This is a genomic window from Rosenbergiella metrosideri (assembly GCF_022602565.1).
GTDB lineage: Bacteria > Pseudomonadota > Gammaproteobacteria > Enterobacterales > Enterobacteriaceae > Rosenbergiella > Rosenbergiella metrosideri.
Map to the genome: position 1 here is coordinate 152,424 of NZ_JALBCV010000005.1, position 16,475 is coordinate 168,898.

A 16,475-nucleotide genomic window follows, 5' to 3' on the forward strand; every position below is an offset into this window, starting at 1 on the left:
AAAAAGCCCCGTGATAACGGGGCTTTTTAGATTAGGGGATAAGCCGCTAAAGTTGTTGAATTAACCAAGGTAACTGCGATAAAGCAAAAAGTACTAATCCAATTAACCCGCCTACCACCGTCCCATTGATACGAATAAACTGTAGATCTTTACCGATATTCATCTCGATCTGTTCCACTAATAATTTATCGTCCCAGCTTTTAATCGTGTCGCTGATATGGCGGGTTAAGAAACGGGCGCTTTCGGGGCCGACCGTTCGCACAGTTTGCTCGATATGTTGATTGAAGGCTTCACGCAGTTGCGGATCACGGCTGAGCGTTTCCCCCATCCAGCCAGCAGCGCGTTGTAGTTGTACACCGATACGTGAATCTTCATGATCTAAATCGTTAGTTAACCAGCCGCGGAGATCTTGCCAAATCTGACCAATATAAAGGGCGAAGTGCTCATCTTCTTTCAACCATGTCTTCATACGTACCATACGCTCGGTCATTTTAGGATCATGCTGCAGATTGTGAATAAACAGCTGTACGGCCCGATTAAATGTTCTACGTAGCTGGTGATCGGGATCACTGGCTACGTCGAGTAAAATCTGATCGGTGAGTTTGGCGACCTTGACGGCTCCTTTTTCGCCTAACCATTCGCTCGAGACCACTCGCGAAATAGTTGGGTATTCTCGTTGAAACCAAGCGGCTATCTGGCTAGCAACAAATTGGCGGGTCTTGGGTTTTTCAAGCAGCTTAACCACCTGTCTGATAACGGTATCAAGGACGGCTTGATGGCGATTCTCACGAGTAAGGCTCTCCAATAAGATTATTGCACTATGACGAAAATCGACCTGATCAATAGCGCGATTCACTGCTTGACGAATAAAGCGGTTAATTGCCTCGTCATTGCTTGCAGTCAGTAATCCGCGCAGCACCGTTTTTAAGGCACGTGCAAAGCGTTGCTGGTTTACAGGCGATGTCAGCCACTCGGCCATCTTTTGTGAAAGGTCGTGCTGTTTCACTAAGCGAGAAAGCGCTTCTGCATTAAGGAAGCGTTCCTCAACAAATACACCTAAATTATCGGCAATACGCTGTTTATTACGTGGCACAATCGCGGTGTGCCGACTAATAAACGGAATAGGGATGCGGCGAAAGAGCGCACTAACTGCAAACCAGTCGGCTAAGCCACCCACCATGGCCGCTTCGGCGACGGACTTAAGGGCTTGTGCACCCAACGTGGGGGGAAGAAATAGACTGAGAATAAAGAGTCCGGTCGCACAAAGCAGCAGAGATAGCGCGATTCGCTTGGTACGACGGAGTGCATGAGATTTTTGCATAGCACCTGCTTAGTCAATGTGCGGTGGCAACCAGATGGCTACCACCTGAAAAATGACCTACTTACGACCTCCGAACAGGCTCCCTAATACGCCGCGAAGGATCTGGTTCGCGACTTGTCGGCCTGCACTTTTTGCCATTCCTTGAACGACACCGTCATGGCGTCCTCCACGAGGCCCGGTGTAACCGAACAGGACTTTTTTCACCTCATCCATGATGCCGCCTTCTTCTTTGGCTTCAGCCCGTGGCACCGATGCGCTAGATGACTGTTGAGCATCACTATTCGCTACCCCTTTTTGCAGCATTTCAAAGGCTGACTCGCGATCGACTGCCTCATCATATTTACCGTACAGCGGTGAATGATTAATCAGGCCATTACGTTCATCAGTTGTTAAGGGGCCCATACGGGAACCTGGCGCGATCACCATGGCACGCTGTACCACGCTTGGGCTGCCTTTTTCATCAAGGAAGGAGATTAGGGCTTCACCTGTGCCGAGAGACTGAATTGCCTCTTCGGTGTCGAACTCCGGATTAGCACGCATGGTATTGGCCGCCGCTTTCACCGCTTTTTGATCGCGAGGGGTAAAAGCACGTAAGGCATGCTGCACCCGATTTCCGAGTTGCCCCAAGATATTATCGGGAATATCGGAAGGACTTTGGCTAACAAAGTAGACGCCGACACCTTTCGAGCGGATCAGACGCATCACTTGCTCGATCTTCTCAAGCAGGACATCGGGCGCGCCGTTAAAGAGCAGGTGTGCCTCATCGAAGAAGAATACCAGTTTCGGTTTCTCGACATCCCCTACTTCTGGCAACTGCTCGTAGAGCTCAGAGAGCATCCACAGTAAGCTGGTGGCGTAGAGTTTTGGCATCTGATAAAGCTTTTCTGACGCAAGGATATTGATGACGCCTTTACCTTGATCGTCGGTACGCATCCAATCTTTAATATCTAGCATCGGCTCGCCAAAAAAGTACTCAGCGCCTTGTTGCTCGAGACTTAATAACCCTCGCTGGATAGCGCCTACCGAGGCACTATTGATATTGCCGTATTCGGTCGTGAACGTTTTCGCATTATCCCCAACATACTGTGTCAGTGCGCGCAGGTCTTTAAAATCGAGCAGTAATAGCCCTTGTTCGTCGGCAATACGAAAGATGATATTAAGAACACCGGTTTGGATCTCGTTAAGGTTCAGCAAGCGAGCGAGGAGTAAAGGCCCCAAGTCGGTCACCGTTGCACGAACGGGGTGCCCCTTTTCACCGAAGATATCCCAGAAAACGGCCGGATTATTGACGGGTTGCCAGTCTGTCACTCCGATCGCTTCTAACCGTTTGATCAGTTTTTCTGATGCTTCACCGGCTGTCGCGACACCACTTAAATCGCCTTTCACATCAGCCATAAAGACGGGAACACCAATTGATGAAAAGGACTCAGCTAATTTTTGCAGGGTAACGGTTTTGCCTGTCCCCGTCGCGCCAGTAATCAGTCCATGGCGGTTAGCAAGGGCAGGCAGTAAATCGAGTGATAATGCCTTGGTGCATGCAATACGTAGCGGTTCTGTCATAATCAGGGTCTCATCCATGGAAAAATCCTAAGAATGCAATGATCCCCTGTAAGGTGTCAATCGGCAGGATCTGTAATCTAGACTTATCAATGTAAATGGGTGGCAACCTCGACGATGCCGTTGATCACAAACTGAATCCCCATACAGACCAACAAGAATCCCATTAAACGGGAGAGCGCTTCAATCCCGCCTTTACCGATAAGTCGCATGATCGAACCGGAACAGCGCAGCGCTAACCAGAGCATAATAGCCACTAGGACGAAACAGATAACGGGCGCCACCATCAGGATCCAAGCGGGATAGTCGACCCCCGATTTTACCGACGCCGCAGTACTGATAATGACCGCTAGGGTTCCTGGGCCAGCAGTCCCCGGCATGGCGATTGGCACAAAGGCGATATTGACGGTCTGGGGGCTATGCGGGGTGGCATCCATCTCGTCTTGTTTATGCTGAACCTCCGGTGCTTCGTGTACCTGCTGCACCGGAAATAGCATACGAAAACCAACGAAGGCTACAATCATCCCGCCCGCAATACGTAATCCGGGAATGGAGATCCCAAAGGTGTTCAACACCGCGCTTCCCGCAAACCAGGTGATAAGCATAATGAGGAAAACATAGATCGCCGACTGTAAGGCCTGACGATTACGTTGTTGAAAATTCATATCATCGGCGAGGCTGAGGAACATCGCTACTGCAGTCAACGGGTTAGCGAGAGGCAAAAGGATTAGAAGTCCCCAACCGATCGCGTTAAGCAGCGTCATCATAGTCAATCCTTAACGAGTGAACAGGTTTAGTCAGCCTAGAGTGCGGGGAGGGGAGTTGCAATAAGCGGTAAAAAAATTAGGCACAAAACGGCAGTTCACTAGGGCGAGCAGGCGCTCACCCTATAAGGCGATTACATACCGAGGTATTTTTTACCTTGGTCTAACACAACGTTACAGGCTTTAGTTTTTAACTTTTTCCCCATTTGCGTATTACTCAGGGATTTGAGATCGATTTTCTGATTATTACTTGTGGTGAGTAGCCCCTGCAACCCTTGAAGATAACCATTTTCTTGCTGAGTACCAGACGTTTGTGTGGATTGAGTTGATTGGCTGGCAGTGTCCGTTAACCCTAATTTACTTTTTAACTGATCCGCCACTGAGCTGACGTTGTTATCAACGATATTGTTTTTCGCACAATATTGCAGAATACCCGTAACGTTCGACATGCTATTAGCACTGACCGCGCTATTGCCACCGCCTAGCAGCTGAGTGATCGAGCCGAGGGATAAACCACCATTGGCTGCGGTGCCTGATGTGCTGGTTTGGCTATTCCCTGAATTATTCATCAAGTCAGAAGCAGTGCTGCTTAGTTTATCCTGCCAGCTTGCGGCGTGGGCGAAAGAGGTGAAAGCGGCGGTAGCGAAGCCAATCGCAAGAAGAGTTTTAGATGGAGAACGCATAATGTTGCCTCATTGCAGTAGATAGGAAGTCCAATAGTGATTAAGGACGTTGTAGCAAATTAAGTTCAGAATTTCTAACCTAAGCCTAGCCCTATCGGAATCATCTGTCTAACTAGCCTTTCTGCAGCGGCCAAGAAAAACGAGTCGCCGTTTTTTTCAGCAATCGAACACAACTTGACGTTAATCCCCTTGCGCGCATCGGTCAGGTAGGTATAATCGGCCACGTTTACACATCCCCTTCAGTGCCGAAGTGGCGAAATCGGTAGACGCAGTTGATTCAAAATCAACCGCCCTTTGGGTGTGCCGGTTCAAGTCCGGCCTTCGGCACCATCGGAACATCAATAGACGTCAACGGACGTCTTTTTTTGTGTCTGAAATCAAGTCACCGCAAGGCTTTCCACGATTTTCACCTCAACTGAAGTCAATCTGAGTTACCCCACATCAACATGCTTGTGAGTATAGAACCGAGTATATATGCTGGTTCGATATTGCTTATATACTCACGGCAGTACTATGGAAGGATAGCCGCTATGGCACTGACAGATACTAAGGTTCGTTCTGCTAAATCTGAGGAAAAAGAGTATTCACTTGTTGATGGTGATGGCATGTTTTTGCTGATTCACCCCAATGGCTCAAAATATTGGCGTTTCCGCTTTCGCTTAGGTGGTAAACAGCATTTGATGGCGTTCGGCGTTTACCCGGATGTTTCGCTGGCGGATGCCAGGAAGAAAAGGGAAGAGGCCAGAAAGCTAGTAGCTGCTGGTATCGATCCTCGTGAGCATAAACGTGCTGTGAAAGAAGAGCAGGCGAAAGAGATTATTACTTTCGAGAAGGTTGCCAGAGAGTGGCTCGTGACCAACCAAAAATGGTCGGAAGATCATGCTAATCGCGTAAAAAAGAGCCTGGAGGATAACATCTTCCCGGCAATTGGTACTCGCAACATCGCTGAACTGGGTACCCGCGATCTGTTAATTCCCATTAAAGCCGTAGAGACATCTGGACGTCTTGAAGTGGCTTCCCGTCTTCAACAGCGCACCACGGCTATCATGCGTTATGCAGTGCAAAGTGGTTTAATTGATTACAACCCAGCGCAAGAGATGGCGGGGGCGGTAGCTTCCAGTAATCGGCAGCATCGTCCTGCGTTGGAGTTAAAGCGTATCCCTGAGTTACTTGAGAAAATAGACGGCTATACCGGCAGGCCGCTAACCCGCTGGGCAACGGAACTTACTCTACTTATTTTCATTCGTTCCAGTGAGCTGCGTTTTGCTCGCTGGTCAGAGATCGATTTTGAAACGTCGATGTGGACTATCCCGCCTGAGCGAGAGCCTATTCCTGGCGTGAAACATTCTCAGCGAGGATCAAAGATGCGTACACCTCATCTGGTGCCGCTTTCAAATCAGGCACTGGCGATTCTGAAGCAGATAAAACAGTTTTGTGGTGATAAGCATGAGCTGATTTTTATTGGCGATCACGATCCGCGTAAGCCAATGAGTGAAAACACCGTAAACAGTGCGCTACGGGTGATGGGATATGATACTAAGGTTGAGGTTTGCGGTCACGGTTTTCGTACTATGGCCTGTAGTTCGTTGATTGAGTCAGGGTTATGGTCGAAGGATGCGGTAGAACGGCAGATGAGTCATATGGAACGCAATTCGGTGCGAGCAGCGTATATTCATAAAGCGGAACATCTGGATGAACGCAAGCTGATGTTGCAGTGGTGGGCGGATTTTCTGGATGCGAATCGGGAGAGAGCGATTACGCCTTTTGACTATGCGAAGATCAATCGGGGTAATGGCGTGTGAGTTGAATGCCTTTATTTCTCGGTTAATGTTTAAATTAAAATGACCAACCAGCCCGCTTAGGACTGGTTGGTCGCTGTATTTTTTACCGTTGTTATCAGAATTCCATCTGCCAAGTACAGATCCTCCAGACAAAAAGGATGTCTGCAATAATGCCTTGAATGTACATATAGTTGCGAGCATCATCGCAAACATGTGCTCATGGATTCTTCAACGCAATGACCTCTGACAAAACCCTAAAGCAAGCGATATCAAATATTACTATCTGGCGCAAAGGCGAACAGCGTGCGCCACATAAACCATTATTGCTGCTGCACGTCCTCTCACACTATCGTCAGGGTCACGATCGCCTGTTTAACTATGGTTCTGAAATCTACGAGCCCCTGTTGGATCTCCTGGAACGTTATGGACCGCAGCGCCGTGACCTGCGCCCGGACATGCCGTTCTGGCGTCTAAAGGGCGATGGCTTTTGGGAACTACAAAACGCGGAACTGTGCTCAACCAACGGTAGTCGCCAGCCGCCTCGACGTGAACTCACTGAATATAATGTCGCAGGTGGATTTGATACCGACAATTTTGCGTTGGTGGCAAAAAATCACAGGTTAATTGATACGCTGGCGCAACAGCTCCTAGAGGCGCATTTCCCGGCCAGTATTCAGGAAGACATCGCTGACGAGATGGGTTTTGATATTCGCACCTCTCTCCGTCAACGCGATCCGAAGTTCCGCCAGATGGTTCTACGTGCTTACAATTATCAGTGCGCGATCTGCGGTTTCAACATGCGCCACGACAATGCGCCGATTGCTCTGGAAGCTGCCCATATCAGATGGAAGCAGCATCATGGCCCTTGTGAAGTACCTAATGGTCTAGCGCTGTGTGCGATCCATCATAAAGCGTTTGATCGTGGTTCAATTGGTTTGGATGAAAATATGCGTGTGATGGTTTCCGACGCGGTAAATGGTGGTGGGGTGGTACAGAGTCTGTTCTGGGATTTTGCGGGAAAGGCGATTGCGTTGCCACCGATTAAAGAAAATTATCCGGGCGAGCGGTTTGTAGAGTGGCATAGGGAAGAGGTGTTCAGAAGAGAATATTGATCTGGGGTAGGGCAGTTATTTTGCGTGTGGTATCCAAACTATTCAGCTGTATTAGCTCAGATTTTACCTGACACATGTATTGCACAGAGCTAATACAGCTAAACCTAATCTGAAAGGCCGTTCTATGCTGTGAGTTCAACTGATGGATGCAACACACTTATTAAACCGCTCTGCGGGTGATTCATAGTCTAGCGTTATTCTCGGCCTTTCGTTGAGCTGTCTGGCAACACTGTTTAGTCTTTGCTGGCTGTGAACCGATAAGTCAGTTCCTTTCGGAAAATACTGTCTGAGTAATCTGTTTGTATTTTCATTTGAGCCGCGTTGCCAGGGGGATTGAGGAGCGCAGAAATAAATCTGTATGTCTGTCGTTATAGTAAACCGGGTGTGGCTGGTTATTTCAGCGCCTCGATCCCATGTTAGTGTTTTATAAAGCTCAACAGGTAACTCTCGTACTTGTTTGATGAGTGCAGATATAACAGTTATGGTCTTGTTGTCCCTGACTTTGGCCAGTATAACAAAACGGTAATGACGCTCTACGAGGGTGACGATATAGGAGTTTTTCGAGCCTTGGATCAGATCACCTTCCCAGTGACCAAGTATGGCTCTGTCTGCGACTTCTGGTGGCCTTTCGCTGATAGGTATCGAATTCGGAATTTTCCCTAATCCTTTCCATTTAAGCGATGATGTCTGGATCTACGCACGACTCTTCTGCTTCTGAGGCATTGCTGCAGTTCTTTTTTTAATGCACCCCGGGTTTGTATAAAAAGCGTTTTATATATCGTTTCGTGTGACACATGCATTTCCTGATTATCCGGATAACAGCGTTTCAGCCAGCCAGCGATCTGCTCCGGCGACCAGTTCTGATGCATCTTCTCTGCAATGATGTTACACAATGCGGGGCTTTCAATTAGCTTGCAAAGTTTTGGTCTCAGAGCATTTTCCCACGCAGCAGTATCGGCTTTTGCTGCCCGGTATTTTTTTGCACCGCCGTGCCTCCTGATCTCGCGGCTAATCGTTGAAGGGACTCTTGATAATTTGGCAGCGATGTCCCTGATGCTGCATTTTGCTACCAATCCTCTGGATATCTCCTCTCTTTCATCAAGCGAAAGCGCTAAACGGTGCCGTTTTCGCACGGGGGGACGATAGCCACCTGTTTGGTGGATTGTAGGCATAATAGAAGAGTGAAATCTGTCGAACATTCTGGCGATATCATGCAGGGAATCACCTTGCTTGTATCTGTCCCAGATAATCGCCTTTTGTTCAGACGTGTAGTAAATGCGAGTTCTTCGTTTCATGGCAACGCCCCTTGATCAAGGATAGCGTTGCATCGACCCATTGAACTCACAGCTAGGAGCGGACGTAAGAACTAAAACGTACCGCGAGGTATCTATGCCAGAGCGAGTAGCGCTGAGGTCGTCCCCGTGAAGAAGGCGTTGCTGACAAATACCAGCCCTGAACGGCCTCATCACCCAGCCAGAAAGTGATGTCGCTACGGTTAATCGGGGCTCTGTTGTTGATACGCCATTTGGCGATTTTGAAAATTCTGCTTTGCTGATGCAAGTTACCAAATTGATAGCTGTACGGTCGATAGTCTACGGCAGTTCAAACAAATTGTTGAATCATGTGGAGGAAAAATCCAAGTTCATGTTGAACTACCAGACGGCCCAAGCCACGGTTTCAAGCTGTGATATTCCTACTTTCACATGTGAAAGCTCATCCTCTACCAGTTTCTGTCTAAAAAATCATCCTTAACAATAAAAATTCAAGGTTAAATTGAATTTTTATTGTTAATAAGGCTAAAATCAGTTTAAACAGGGCCAACCCAGAGCAAAGAAATGATACGTTGCCATCTCGCCCGCCTAATGGGGGAGCGGAAAATGAAGATCTCAGACGTTTTACGAGAGACAGGGCTTAGCCGCAATACAGTGACCCTGATGTACAAGGAAACAGCTCAAAAGATAGATATCGAGGCATTGGATAAGCTCTGCCAGCTCTTTGCTTGTGAAGTGGCGGATATACTGGAATTCACAGATGAATAGCGTAACACGTGTAGAGACACCCTATGCCCGCGACGTATCAAAATCATTAGGTGTAACCCATGACTAAAGAACAACAAATTGAGCAAGGTTTAATCGCCAGGCTACAAGACCTCAAATACACCTACCGCAGCGACATTCGCGACAAGGCTAGCTTGGAACAGAACTTCCGTAAGAAGTTCGAAGCTTTGAACCGAGTCAACCTATCCGATGTAGAATTCAACCGCCTCCGTGAAGAGATCATCACAGCGGATGTCTTTTTGGCTGCCCAAGCGCTGCGTGAAAAAGGGAAATTTACCCGTGAAGATGGCACCCCGTTGGAATACATGCTGGTTAATCTTAAGGACTGGTGTAAAAACGACTTTGAAGTAATTAACCAGTTTCGTATCAACACAGATAACAGTCACCATCGCTATGACGTGATTCTATTGCTCAATGGCCTACCACTGGTACAGATTGAGTTGAAGTCACTCCAGATCAGTCCTCGCAGAGCGATGGAGCAAATTGTTGAGTATAAAAACGACACTGGCAACGGTTATACCAATACTCTACTCTGCTTTATGCAGTTATTTATTGTCAGTAATGGTAACGATACGCGCTATTTCGCCAATAATCGCAAAGAACACTTCAGTTTTAATGCCGATGAGCGTTTCCTGCCCATTTATCAGCACGCAGATAAGAACAACAAGAAAATTGCTCATTTGCATGAATTTGCTGATGACTTCTTGTCAAAGTGTACCTTGGGTCAGTTGATCAGCCGCTATATGGTACTGGTGCAGAGCGAGCAAAAAATGCTCATCATGCGCCCGTATCAAATCTATGCCGTTAAAGCCATTGTGGATGCTATTCATCAGAACCGTGGTAATGGTTATATCTGGCATACCACAGGCTCTGGTAAAACACTTACGTCCTTCAAAGCCTCTACGCTATTGAAAGATAATCCTGATATTGAAAAATGCTTATTTGTGGTCGATCGCAAAGATCTCGATCGCCAAACGCGAGAGGAATTCAACAAATTCCAGGAAGGATGTGTAGAGCAAAACACCAACACCGAAACACTTGTACGCCGCATGTTATCAGAAGATTATGCCGATAAAGTGATTGTCACTACCATTCAAAAGCTTGGTCTGGCCTTGGATGAAAATAGCAAACGCAACAAGGCTCAGCAGAAAAATGGCAAACAGACCTATAAAGAGCGTTTGGAGCCGCTGCGTGATAAGCGCGTGGTATTTATCTTCGACGAATGTCACCGCTCTCAATTTGGTGAGAACCATAAAGCCATTAAAGAATTTTTCCCCAAAGCTCAGTTATTTGGTTTTACCGGCACACCTATCTTTGACGAAAATTCAAGCTATCAGCAAGTAGATGGCAACTTGGCCTCTTTCAAAACCACGGAAGATATTTTCGAAAAAGAGCTACACGCCTATACCATCACCCACGCCATTGAGGACAAAAACGTACTGAGTTTCCACATTGACTATTATGGGAAAAACGATGGTAAAGATGCTCAAACCAAGCTTAAGAAAAAAGAACTGCCACCACCTGAAGCAGTAATAAAAGCCATTCTCGACAAACACGATAGCGTCACAAATCAGCGCCGCTTTAATGCCATATTAGCAACAGGATCGATCAATCACGCCATCGAGTACTTTGAGCTGTTTAAAACGCTTCAAGCACAAAAGCAGTCTGAAGACGAAAATTTCGAGCCACTAAATATCACCTGTGTATTCTCACCTCCGGCCCAGATTGCTAAAGAGAACGATGGTAACGGCAATGGTAATGTAAACGGCAATAAGAATGCGGCAGACATTAAGCAGTTTCAGGAAGATCTGCCCCAAGAAAGTGCTGACAACCAGGTAGAGCCCGAAAAGAAAAAGGCTGCCCTGATGGCGATTATTGCCGACTACAATGTGCAATACGGCACTAATCACACCATTAACGAATTCGACCTTTACTATCAGGATGTGCAGCAGCGCATTAAAGACCAAAAGTATAGCAATGCTGATTACCCTCGTAAAAACAAAATCGACATCACCATTGTGGTGGACATGCTATTAACCGGTTTTGATTCAAAATACCTCAATACTCTGTATGTGGATAAAAACCTGAAGCATCATGGCCTTATCCAGGCATTCTCGCGCACAAATCGTGTTCTGAACGATACAAAACCCTGGGGCAACGTTCTGGACTTCCGCTATCAGGAAAGCGAGGTAAACGCAGCAATTGAGTTATTTTCTGGCGGGGCGAAAGATAAAGCCCGAGAAATCTGGCTGGTCGATCCCGCGCCCAAAGTGGTTGAGGCATTCCAGAAAAAAGTGGACGAATTGCAAACCTTTATGGAGTCCAAAGGCTTAAGCTGTGAGCCATCTGAGGTGCACAACCTGAAAGGCGATACGGCCAAGGCCGAGTTTATCAACCACTTTAAAGAAGTGCAGAAGCTGAAAACCCAGCTAGAGCAATACACTGATCTGGACGAAGAAAGCAAAGCCGCTATCGAACAAAAACTGCCGATGGATACCCTGCGGGGCTTTAAAGCGATTTACCTCGACACGGCTATGGAGCTAAAGCGTAAACAAGGTAAAAGTGATGACATTGAAGAATCGGTGGAGCAGCTTGAGTTTGATCTAGTGCTTTTTGCTTCCAGCATTATTGATTATGACTACATCATGGGGCTGATTGCCAAATCCACGCAAAAAACTGGCAAGCAAAAGATGACGCGCCAAGAGCTGATCGACCTGATCAGCGCCAATGCTAACTTGATGGAAGAGCGTGAAGATATTATTGCCTACATCAATAGCCTCAAGGCGGGTGAAGCACTTAATGAAAAGCAAATCCGCGAAGGTTATCAAACATTTAAAGCGCAGAAAGCTGTGCAGGTTTTAACGCAAATTGCTGAGAAACATAGCTTGCAACCGCAATCGCTTCAGATGTTTGTGGACAGCATTTTAGAACGCATGATTTTTGATGGCGAACAATTAACAGACCTACTTGCCCCCTTGGAGTTGGGTTGGAAAGCGCGTCGCGTGGCAGAGCTGGCCTTGATGGACGATTTGGTACCTTACTTACAAAAACAGGCCGAGGGGCGTGAAATTTCGGGATTAGATGCGTATGAGTAAGCAAAAGAAAGATTTGGTTCCTGAGCTACGGTTTCCTGATTTTGAGAAGGAGCCTAACTGGCCGTGTGTGCGATTGAATGCCGTGGCAAAAAGGTCAACAAGTAAGAACAAGGGAGAAAAAATCACTCGTGTACTGACTAATTCTGCGGTTGATGGAGTCGTAGACCAGCGAGATTATTTCGACAAGGATATTGCTGTTAAAGGGAATCTTGAAAGCTACTACATCGTTGATAAAGGCGATTACGTCTATAACCCGAGGATATCATCCACGGCACCAGTAGGGCCAATCTCGAAGAATAAGGTTGGCAAAGGGGTAATGTCTCCGCTGTACACTGTCTTTAGGTTTAATAGCAAGACAAATGATTTCTTCGAGCAGTTTTTCAAGTCGTCTAAATGGTATGCCTATTTGCAAATTGTATCAAATAGTGGCGCTCGTCATGACCGTATGAGTATTACTAGTGGTGAGTTTATGGCCATGCCTGTTCCAAATCCATCTGAGTTGGAACAACAAAAAATCGCCGATTGCCTTGCCTCTATTGATGAGCTGATCGCGCTACATACTCAAAAGCTCAAATCCCTCAAAGACCATAAAAAAGGTTTGATGCAACAACTCTTTCCTGTCGAAGGTGAAACTGTACCCAAGCTCCGATTTCCTGAGTTTCAGGATAAGGGGGAGTGGGTGAAGAAACCGTTCGAACGAGTTATAGAAATTGCGTCTGGCCAGGTTGACCCCACAAAGTCACCATACTGCGACATGCCTCATATCGGCGGCGAGAATATTGAAAGCGACTCTGGGAAAATCTTAAAAGTCAGCACAGCAAAAGACCTTAATCTTATTAGTGGAAAGTATGCTTTCGATGAAAGTTACATCCTTTACTCGAAGATCCGACCTGCACTGAATAAAGTCGCGAGACCGAATTTCAAAGGCATTTGTAGCGCTGATATTTATCCGATTCGCCCAGCGACTGATGAACTTCTTCTGGTTTTTCTTAATTATATACTTCTATCCAAGAAGTTTTTGGATCACGCGAAAAAACACTCTGATCGAGGCAAGATACCTAAGGTTAATCGTGAAGCGGTGATGGCCTATATCGCTTCGCTTCCGGCCCCCGACGAACAATATAGGATCGCTAATTTTCTCTGTTCTATCGATGAGCTACTTGCCTCTCAAACTCTAAGAGTTGGAGCTCTCAGGGCCCACAAAAATGGTTTGATGCAAAAGCTCTTCCCCGTCATGGATGAGGTGGTGTGATGGCAAAAAACTTGGCTACTTTTCAAGAGATAAGCGAGGTCGCAGCTTATCTTCGGGAAATACTAGACACTAAAAAGTATGTTCTCTTATTTGCCTATAACGGTACAGGAAAAACTCGGCTATCAATGGAGTTTAAAAAGCAAGGAAAAAACAGCGATGAACGGGATACCCTTTACTTTAATGCGTTTACTGAAGATCTGTTCAATTGGGATAATGACCTAGAAGCTGATGTAAGTAGAGAACTTCGATTAAATACTCACTCACGATTTTTTGAGGGGCTGTTCGCATTAGAGATGGATAATAGAATTCGTCCTCTATTGCAATCCTATGCGGATTTTGATTTCAAAATCAAAGAAAAAGAAATCGAAATTACAGAGGGGGATACGGTTTATAAACAATCTATAACATATGTATCGTTCGAGCGTGAAACTTTGGTTGATGGCAAAACGGAGTTGGTCGAAAACATTAAGATTTCACGAGGCGAAGAAAATCTCTTTGTTTGGTGCTTCTTCCTTGCCATTGTTCAGCTTGTGCTCGATAAAGAGGAGGGATCGCCATATGCCTGGGTTCAGTATATTTACATTGATGACCCAATATCTTCCCTCGATGATAATAATGCAATTCAAGTGGCAAATCACTTGGCTCAATTATTAAAATTGAGCAACAACGGAATTAAAACGGTTATTTCTTCGCACCACGCACTGTTTTTCAATGTGATATGTAATGAGTTAAAAAGTGGATTGAGATACATGCTTTGCAGCCATGAAGGACGAGTGAAGTATTCCCTGAAAGACACGTCAGATACTCCGTTTTTTCATCATGTGGCGTCTTTAAAGAGGTTGGCAAAAGCAGCTAAGCGTAATGAGCTTTACACTTATCACTTCAGCATCTTGCGTAACATCCTTGAACGTTCCGCGAGCTTCCATGGTTTTAACGGCCTGTCTGATTTTGTAAAACGCGACAAGGATGATCATGATGGTGTACTACATCATCGTATTATTCAGTTGTTGAATCATGGCGGCTATTCTCATTTTGAGCCACAAGAGATGATTGAAGAAAACAAACGTCACTTTAAGAATATATTAAATAATTTCATGAAAGACTATGGATTTAACCCCGAATTGTTTCCAGAAGAGCAGGAAGAGACAACAGAATGACCAAAGAACAATTTAATCAGCTAGGTAAAACCCTCTGGGATATCGCTGATCAATTACGCGGCGCGATGAATGCTGATGACTTTCGCGACTACATGCTGTCCTTTCTATTCTTGCGTTATCTGTCTGATAACTACGAGCAAGCCGCTAAGAAGGAATTGGGCAGTGATTACCCCGAACCGGGCAATTATGATCGTCGCGCACCACTAGCAATCTGGTATCAGAACAACCAAGCTGATGTTGCCGATTTTGAAAAACAGATGCGTCTTAAAACCCATTATGTTATTGAGCCTGAGTTTCTGTGGAGCAGTGTGGCCGAAATGGCACGTACCCAGCATGCGGATTTGCTGGATACACTATGGAAGGGGTTCAAATATATTGAAGAGAAGTCATTCAACAGCACATTTCAGGGCTTGTTCTCGGAAATCAACCTACACTCTGAAAAGCTAGGCAAAAAGCCTGCAGATCGTAATGCCAAGCTTTGTGCCATTATCCAAAAGATTGCCGAAGGTATTTCTGGTTTTAGCAATGCCAGGGACGATCTGGGTGATGCTTATGAATATTTGATTGGCCAGTTTGCAGCAGGTTCAGGAAAAAAAGCTGGTGAGTTTTATACACCTCAACAAGTTTCTACTATCTTGTCAGAAATCGTCACATTAGATAGTCAAGACCCGACGACAGGCCCAAAGAAAAAAATTAAACAAGTAATGGATTTTGCCTGTGGCTCAGGCTCGTTGCTATTAAATGTACGAAACAGGTTAAGTGATGAAGGGGGTTCTATAGGTAAAATATTTGGCCAAGAGAAAAATATCACTACCTATAACCTTGCGCGCATGAACATGCTGTTGCATGGAGTAAAAGATACTGAGTTTGAAATTCATCACGGTGATACGTTAGAGAATGACTGGGATATTCTTAATGAGATGAATCCTGCGAAGAAAATGCAGTTCGACGCCATCGTCGCTAACCCACCTTTCAGTTTGCGTTGGGAGCCAACCGAGGCATTAGGTGAAGATTTCCGCTTCAAGAACTATGGTCTTGCACCTAAATCAGCCGCTGATTTCGCCTTTCTTTTGCACGGCTTTCACTTCCTCAGCGAGGACGGGGTTATGGCGATTATTCTCCCGCACGGTGTTTTATTCCGTGGCGGTGCAGAAGAACGGATACGTACCAAGTTGTTAAAAGATGGGCATATAGATACCATCATTGGCCTTCCTGCCAATCTGTTCTTCTCAACCGGCATCCCTGTTTGCATTCTGGTGCTCAAACGCTGTAAGAAGTCAGACGATGTATTGTTTATCAACGCCGCAGAACACTCCGGGAAAGGAAAACGTCAGAATTACCTTCGAAGAACTGATGAAATGCCTAATGGAGAGTTGGGTGATATAGAAAAAATTATCGATACCTACCAATTCCGAAAGGAAGAAGAGCGATATTCTCGTCGTGTGTCTATGGAAGAGATTGAGAAAAACGGCTTCAATCTGAATATCTCACGTTATGTCAGTACAGCGCAGGCAGAAAAAAGAATAGATCTGAAAGATATCCACAGTAAGCTAGTGTCATTAGAAGAAAGTATTAAGAGTGCAACTTTCACTCATAACGCGTTCCTCGAAGAACTAGGACTACCACCACTGCCCTTAATCGAAAAAGACTAATTTGGAACGATATAGCTTATAGGTGAAATATAGAACCCGAATCA

General features: G+C 45.9%; 12 protein-coding genes, 1 tRNA gene and 2 pseudogenes. 8 read left to right on the forward strand and 7 right to left on the reverse strand.

From position 1 onward, the window contains the following. Positions 1-46 precede the first annotated feature (46 nt). From MKR94_RS07340 to MKR94_RS07360, 5 genes are all read right to left on the reverse strand, one after another. On the reverse strand, positions 47-1,321 hold the full coding sequence (locus tag MKR94_RS07340; RefSeq protein ID WP_241618092.1) for a DUF445 domain-containing protein: 1,275 nt from the start codon (positions 1,319-1,321) through the stop codon (positions 47-49). A gap of 57 nt (positions 1,322-1,378) precedes the next feature. After that, positions 1,379-2,881, reverse strand: coding sequence for a helicase HerA-like C-terminal domain-containing protein (locus MKR94_RS07345; RefSeq protein ID WP_241646373.1), 1,503 nt, complete (start codon positions 2,879-2,881; stop codon positions 1,379-1,381). 86 nt (positions 2,882-2,967) lie between these two features. Next, positions 2,968-3,645 (reverse strand): MarC family NAAT transporter, encoded by a 678-nt coding sequence (locus MKR94_RS07350; RefSeq protein WP_241646343.1) that lies wholly within the window; start codon positions 3,643-3,645, stop codon positions 2,968-2,970. 131 nt (positions 3,646-3,776) lie between these two features. Next, positions 3,777-4,325 (reverse strand): YjjA family protein, encoded by a 549-nt coding sequence (locus tag MKR94_RS07355; RefSeq protein ID WP_241646344.1) that lies wholly within the window; start codon positions 4,323-4,325, stop codon positions 3,777-3,779. Between the two features lie 74 nt (positions 4,326-4,399). After that, a complete protein-coding gene (locus tag MKR94_RS07360) occupies positions 4,400-4,549 on the reverse strand; it encodes a hypothetical protein (RefSeq protein ID WP_241646345.1) in 150 nt (49 codons plus the stop codon). A gap of 20 nt (positions 4,550-4,569) precedes the next feature. On the opposite strand from MKR94_RS07360, the gene MKR94_RS07365 reads away from it, so the two are divergent. The 3 genes from MKR94_RS07365 to MKR94_RS07375 all read left to right on the forward strand — a co-directional run bounded on the left by MKR94_RS07365 (position 4,570) and on the right by MKR94_RS07375 (position 7,218). Then, positions 4,570-4,655 (forward strand) — tRNA-Leu (locus MKR94_RS07365). A 200-nt stretch (positions 4,656-4,855) separates the two neighbouring features. Further along, a complete protein-coding gene (locus tag MKR94_RS07370) occupies positions 4,856-6,127 on the forward strand; it encodes a tyrosine-type recombinase/integrase (protein ID WP_241646346.1) in 1,272 nt (423 codons plus the stop codon). Positions 6,128-6,342: 215 nt separating this feature from the next. Next, a complete protein-coding gene (locus tag MKR94_RS07375) occupies positions 6,343-7,218 on the forward strand; it encodes a phosphorothioated DNA-binding restriction endonuclease (protein WP_241646347.1) in 876 nt (291 codons plus the stop codon). A 135-nt stretch (positions 7,219-7,353) separates the two neighbouring features. On the opposite strand, the pseudogene MKR94_RS07380 reads toward MKR94_RS07375, so the two are convergent. Next, positions 7,354-8,513, reverse strand: a pseudogene (locus MKR94_RS07380) (IS30 family transposase). A gap of 103 nt (positions 8,514-8,616) precedes the next feature. After that, positions 8,617-8,778 (reverse strand): annotated as a pseudogene (locus MKR94_RS07385) (hypothetical protein); the annotation flags it as partial. A gap of 275 nt (positions 8,779-9,053) precedes the next feature. Between MKR94_RS07385 and MKR94_RS07390 the strand changes: the two are divergent. From MKR94_RS07390 to MKR94_RS07410, 5 genes are read left to right on the forward strand one after another with little or no spacing between them, the layout of a single operon-like run. Further along, positions 9,054-9,257, forward strand: a complete 204-nt coding sequence (locus MKR94_RS07390) for a helix-turn-helix domain-containing protein (protein WP_057090061.1) — start codon at positions 9,054-9,056, stop codon at positions 9,255-9,257. Positions 9,258-9,316: 59 nt separating this feature from the next. Next, on the forward strand, positions 9,317-12,370 hold the full coding sequence (locus tag MKR94_RS07395; protein ID WP_241646348.1) for a type I restriction endonuclease subunit R: 3,054 nt from the start codon (positions 9,317-9,319) through the stop codon (positions 12,368-12,370). Beyond that, a complete protein-coding gene (locus MKR94_RS07400) occupies positions 12,363-13,622 on the forward strand; it encodes a restriction endonuclease subunit S (protein WP_241646349.1) in 1,260 nt (419 codons plus the stop codon). The genes MKR94_RS07395 and MKR94_RS07400 overlap by 8 nt, the downstream gene beginning before the upstream one ends. Next, complete coding sequence (locus MKR94_RS07405; RefSeq protein ID WP_241646350.1) at positions 13,622-14,779, forward strand: AAA family ATPase; 1,158 nt, start codon at positions 13,622-13,624, stop codon at positions 14,777-14,779. The genes MKR94_RS07400 and MKR94_RS07405 overlap by 1 nt, the downstream gene beginning before the upstream one ends. Next, a complete protein-coding gene (locus MKR94_RS07410; protein ID WP_241646351.1) occupies positions 14,776-16,431 on the forward strand; it encodes a type I restriction-modification system subunit M in 1,656 nt (551 codons plus the stop codon). The genes MKR94_RS07405 and MKR94_RS07410 overlap by 4 nt, the downstream gene beginning before the upstream one ends. Positions 16,432-16,475: the final 44 nt, after the last annotated feature.

Excerpts from the sequence above, each read along its gene's own strand:
- MKR94_RS07400 (WP_241646349.1), top strand. The coding sequence starts at position 12,363 with ATGAGTAAGCAAAAGAAAGATTTGGTTCCTGAGCTACGGTTTCCTGAT.
- MKR94_RS07395 (WP_241646348.1), top strand. The coding sequence starts at position 9,317 with ATGACTAAAGAACAACAAATTGAGCAAGGTTTAATCGCCAGGCTACAA.
- MKR94_RS07410 (WP_241646351.1), top strand. The coding sequence starts at position 14,776 with ATGACCAAAGAACAATTTAATCAGCTAGGTAAAACCCTCTGGGATATC.
- MKR94_RS07405 (WP_241646350.1), top strand. The coding sequence starts at position 13,622 with ATGGCAAAAAACTTGGCTACTTTTCAAGAGATAAGCGAGGTCGCAGCT.
- MKR94_RS07370 (WP_241646346.1), top strand. The coding sequence starts at position 4,856 with ATGGCACTGACAGATACTAAGGTTCGTTCTGCTAAATCTGAGGAAAAA.
- MKR94_RS07375 (WP_241646347.1), top strand. The coding sequence starts at position 6,343 with ATGACCTCTGACAAAACCCTAAAGCAAGCGATATCAAATATTACTATC.
- MKR94_RS07345 (WP_241646373.1), bottom strand. The coding sequence starts at position 2,881 with ATGACAGAACCGCTACGTATTGCATGCACCAAGGCATTATCACTCGAT.
- MKR94_RS07340 (WP_241618092.1), bottom strand. The coding sequence starts at position 1,321 with ATGCAAAAATCTCATGCACTCCGTCGTACCAAGCGAATCGCGCTATCT.
- MKR94_RS07390 (WP_057090061.1), top strand. The coding sequence starts at position 9,054 with ATGATACGTTGCCATCTCGCCCGCCTAATGGGGGAGCGGAAAATGAAG.
- MKR94_RS07355 (WP_241646344.1), bottom strand. The coding sequence starts at position 4,325 with ATGCGTTCTCCATCTAAAACTCTTCTTGCGATTGGCTTCGCTACCGCC.
- MKR94_RS07350 (WP_241646343.1), bottom strand. The coding sequence starts at position 3,645 with ATGATGACGCTGCTTAACGCGATCGGTTGGGGACTTCTAATCCTTTTG.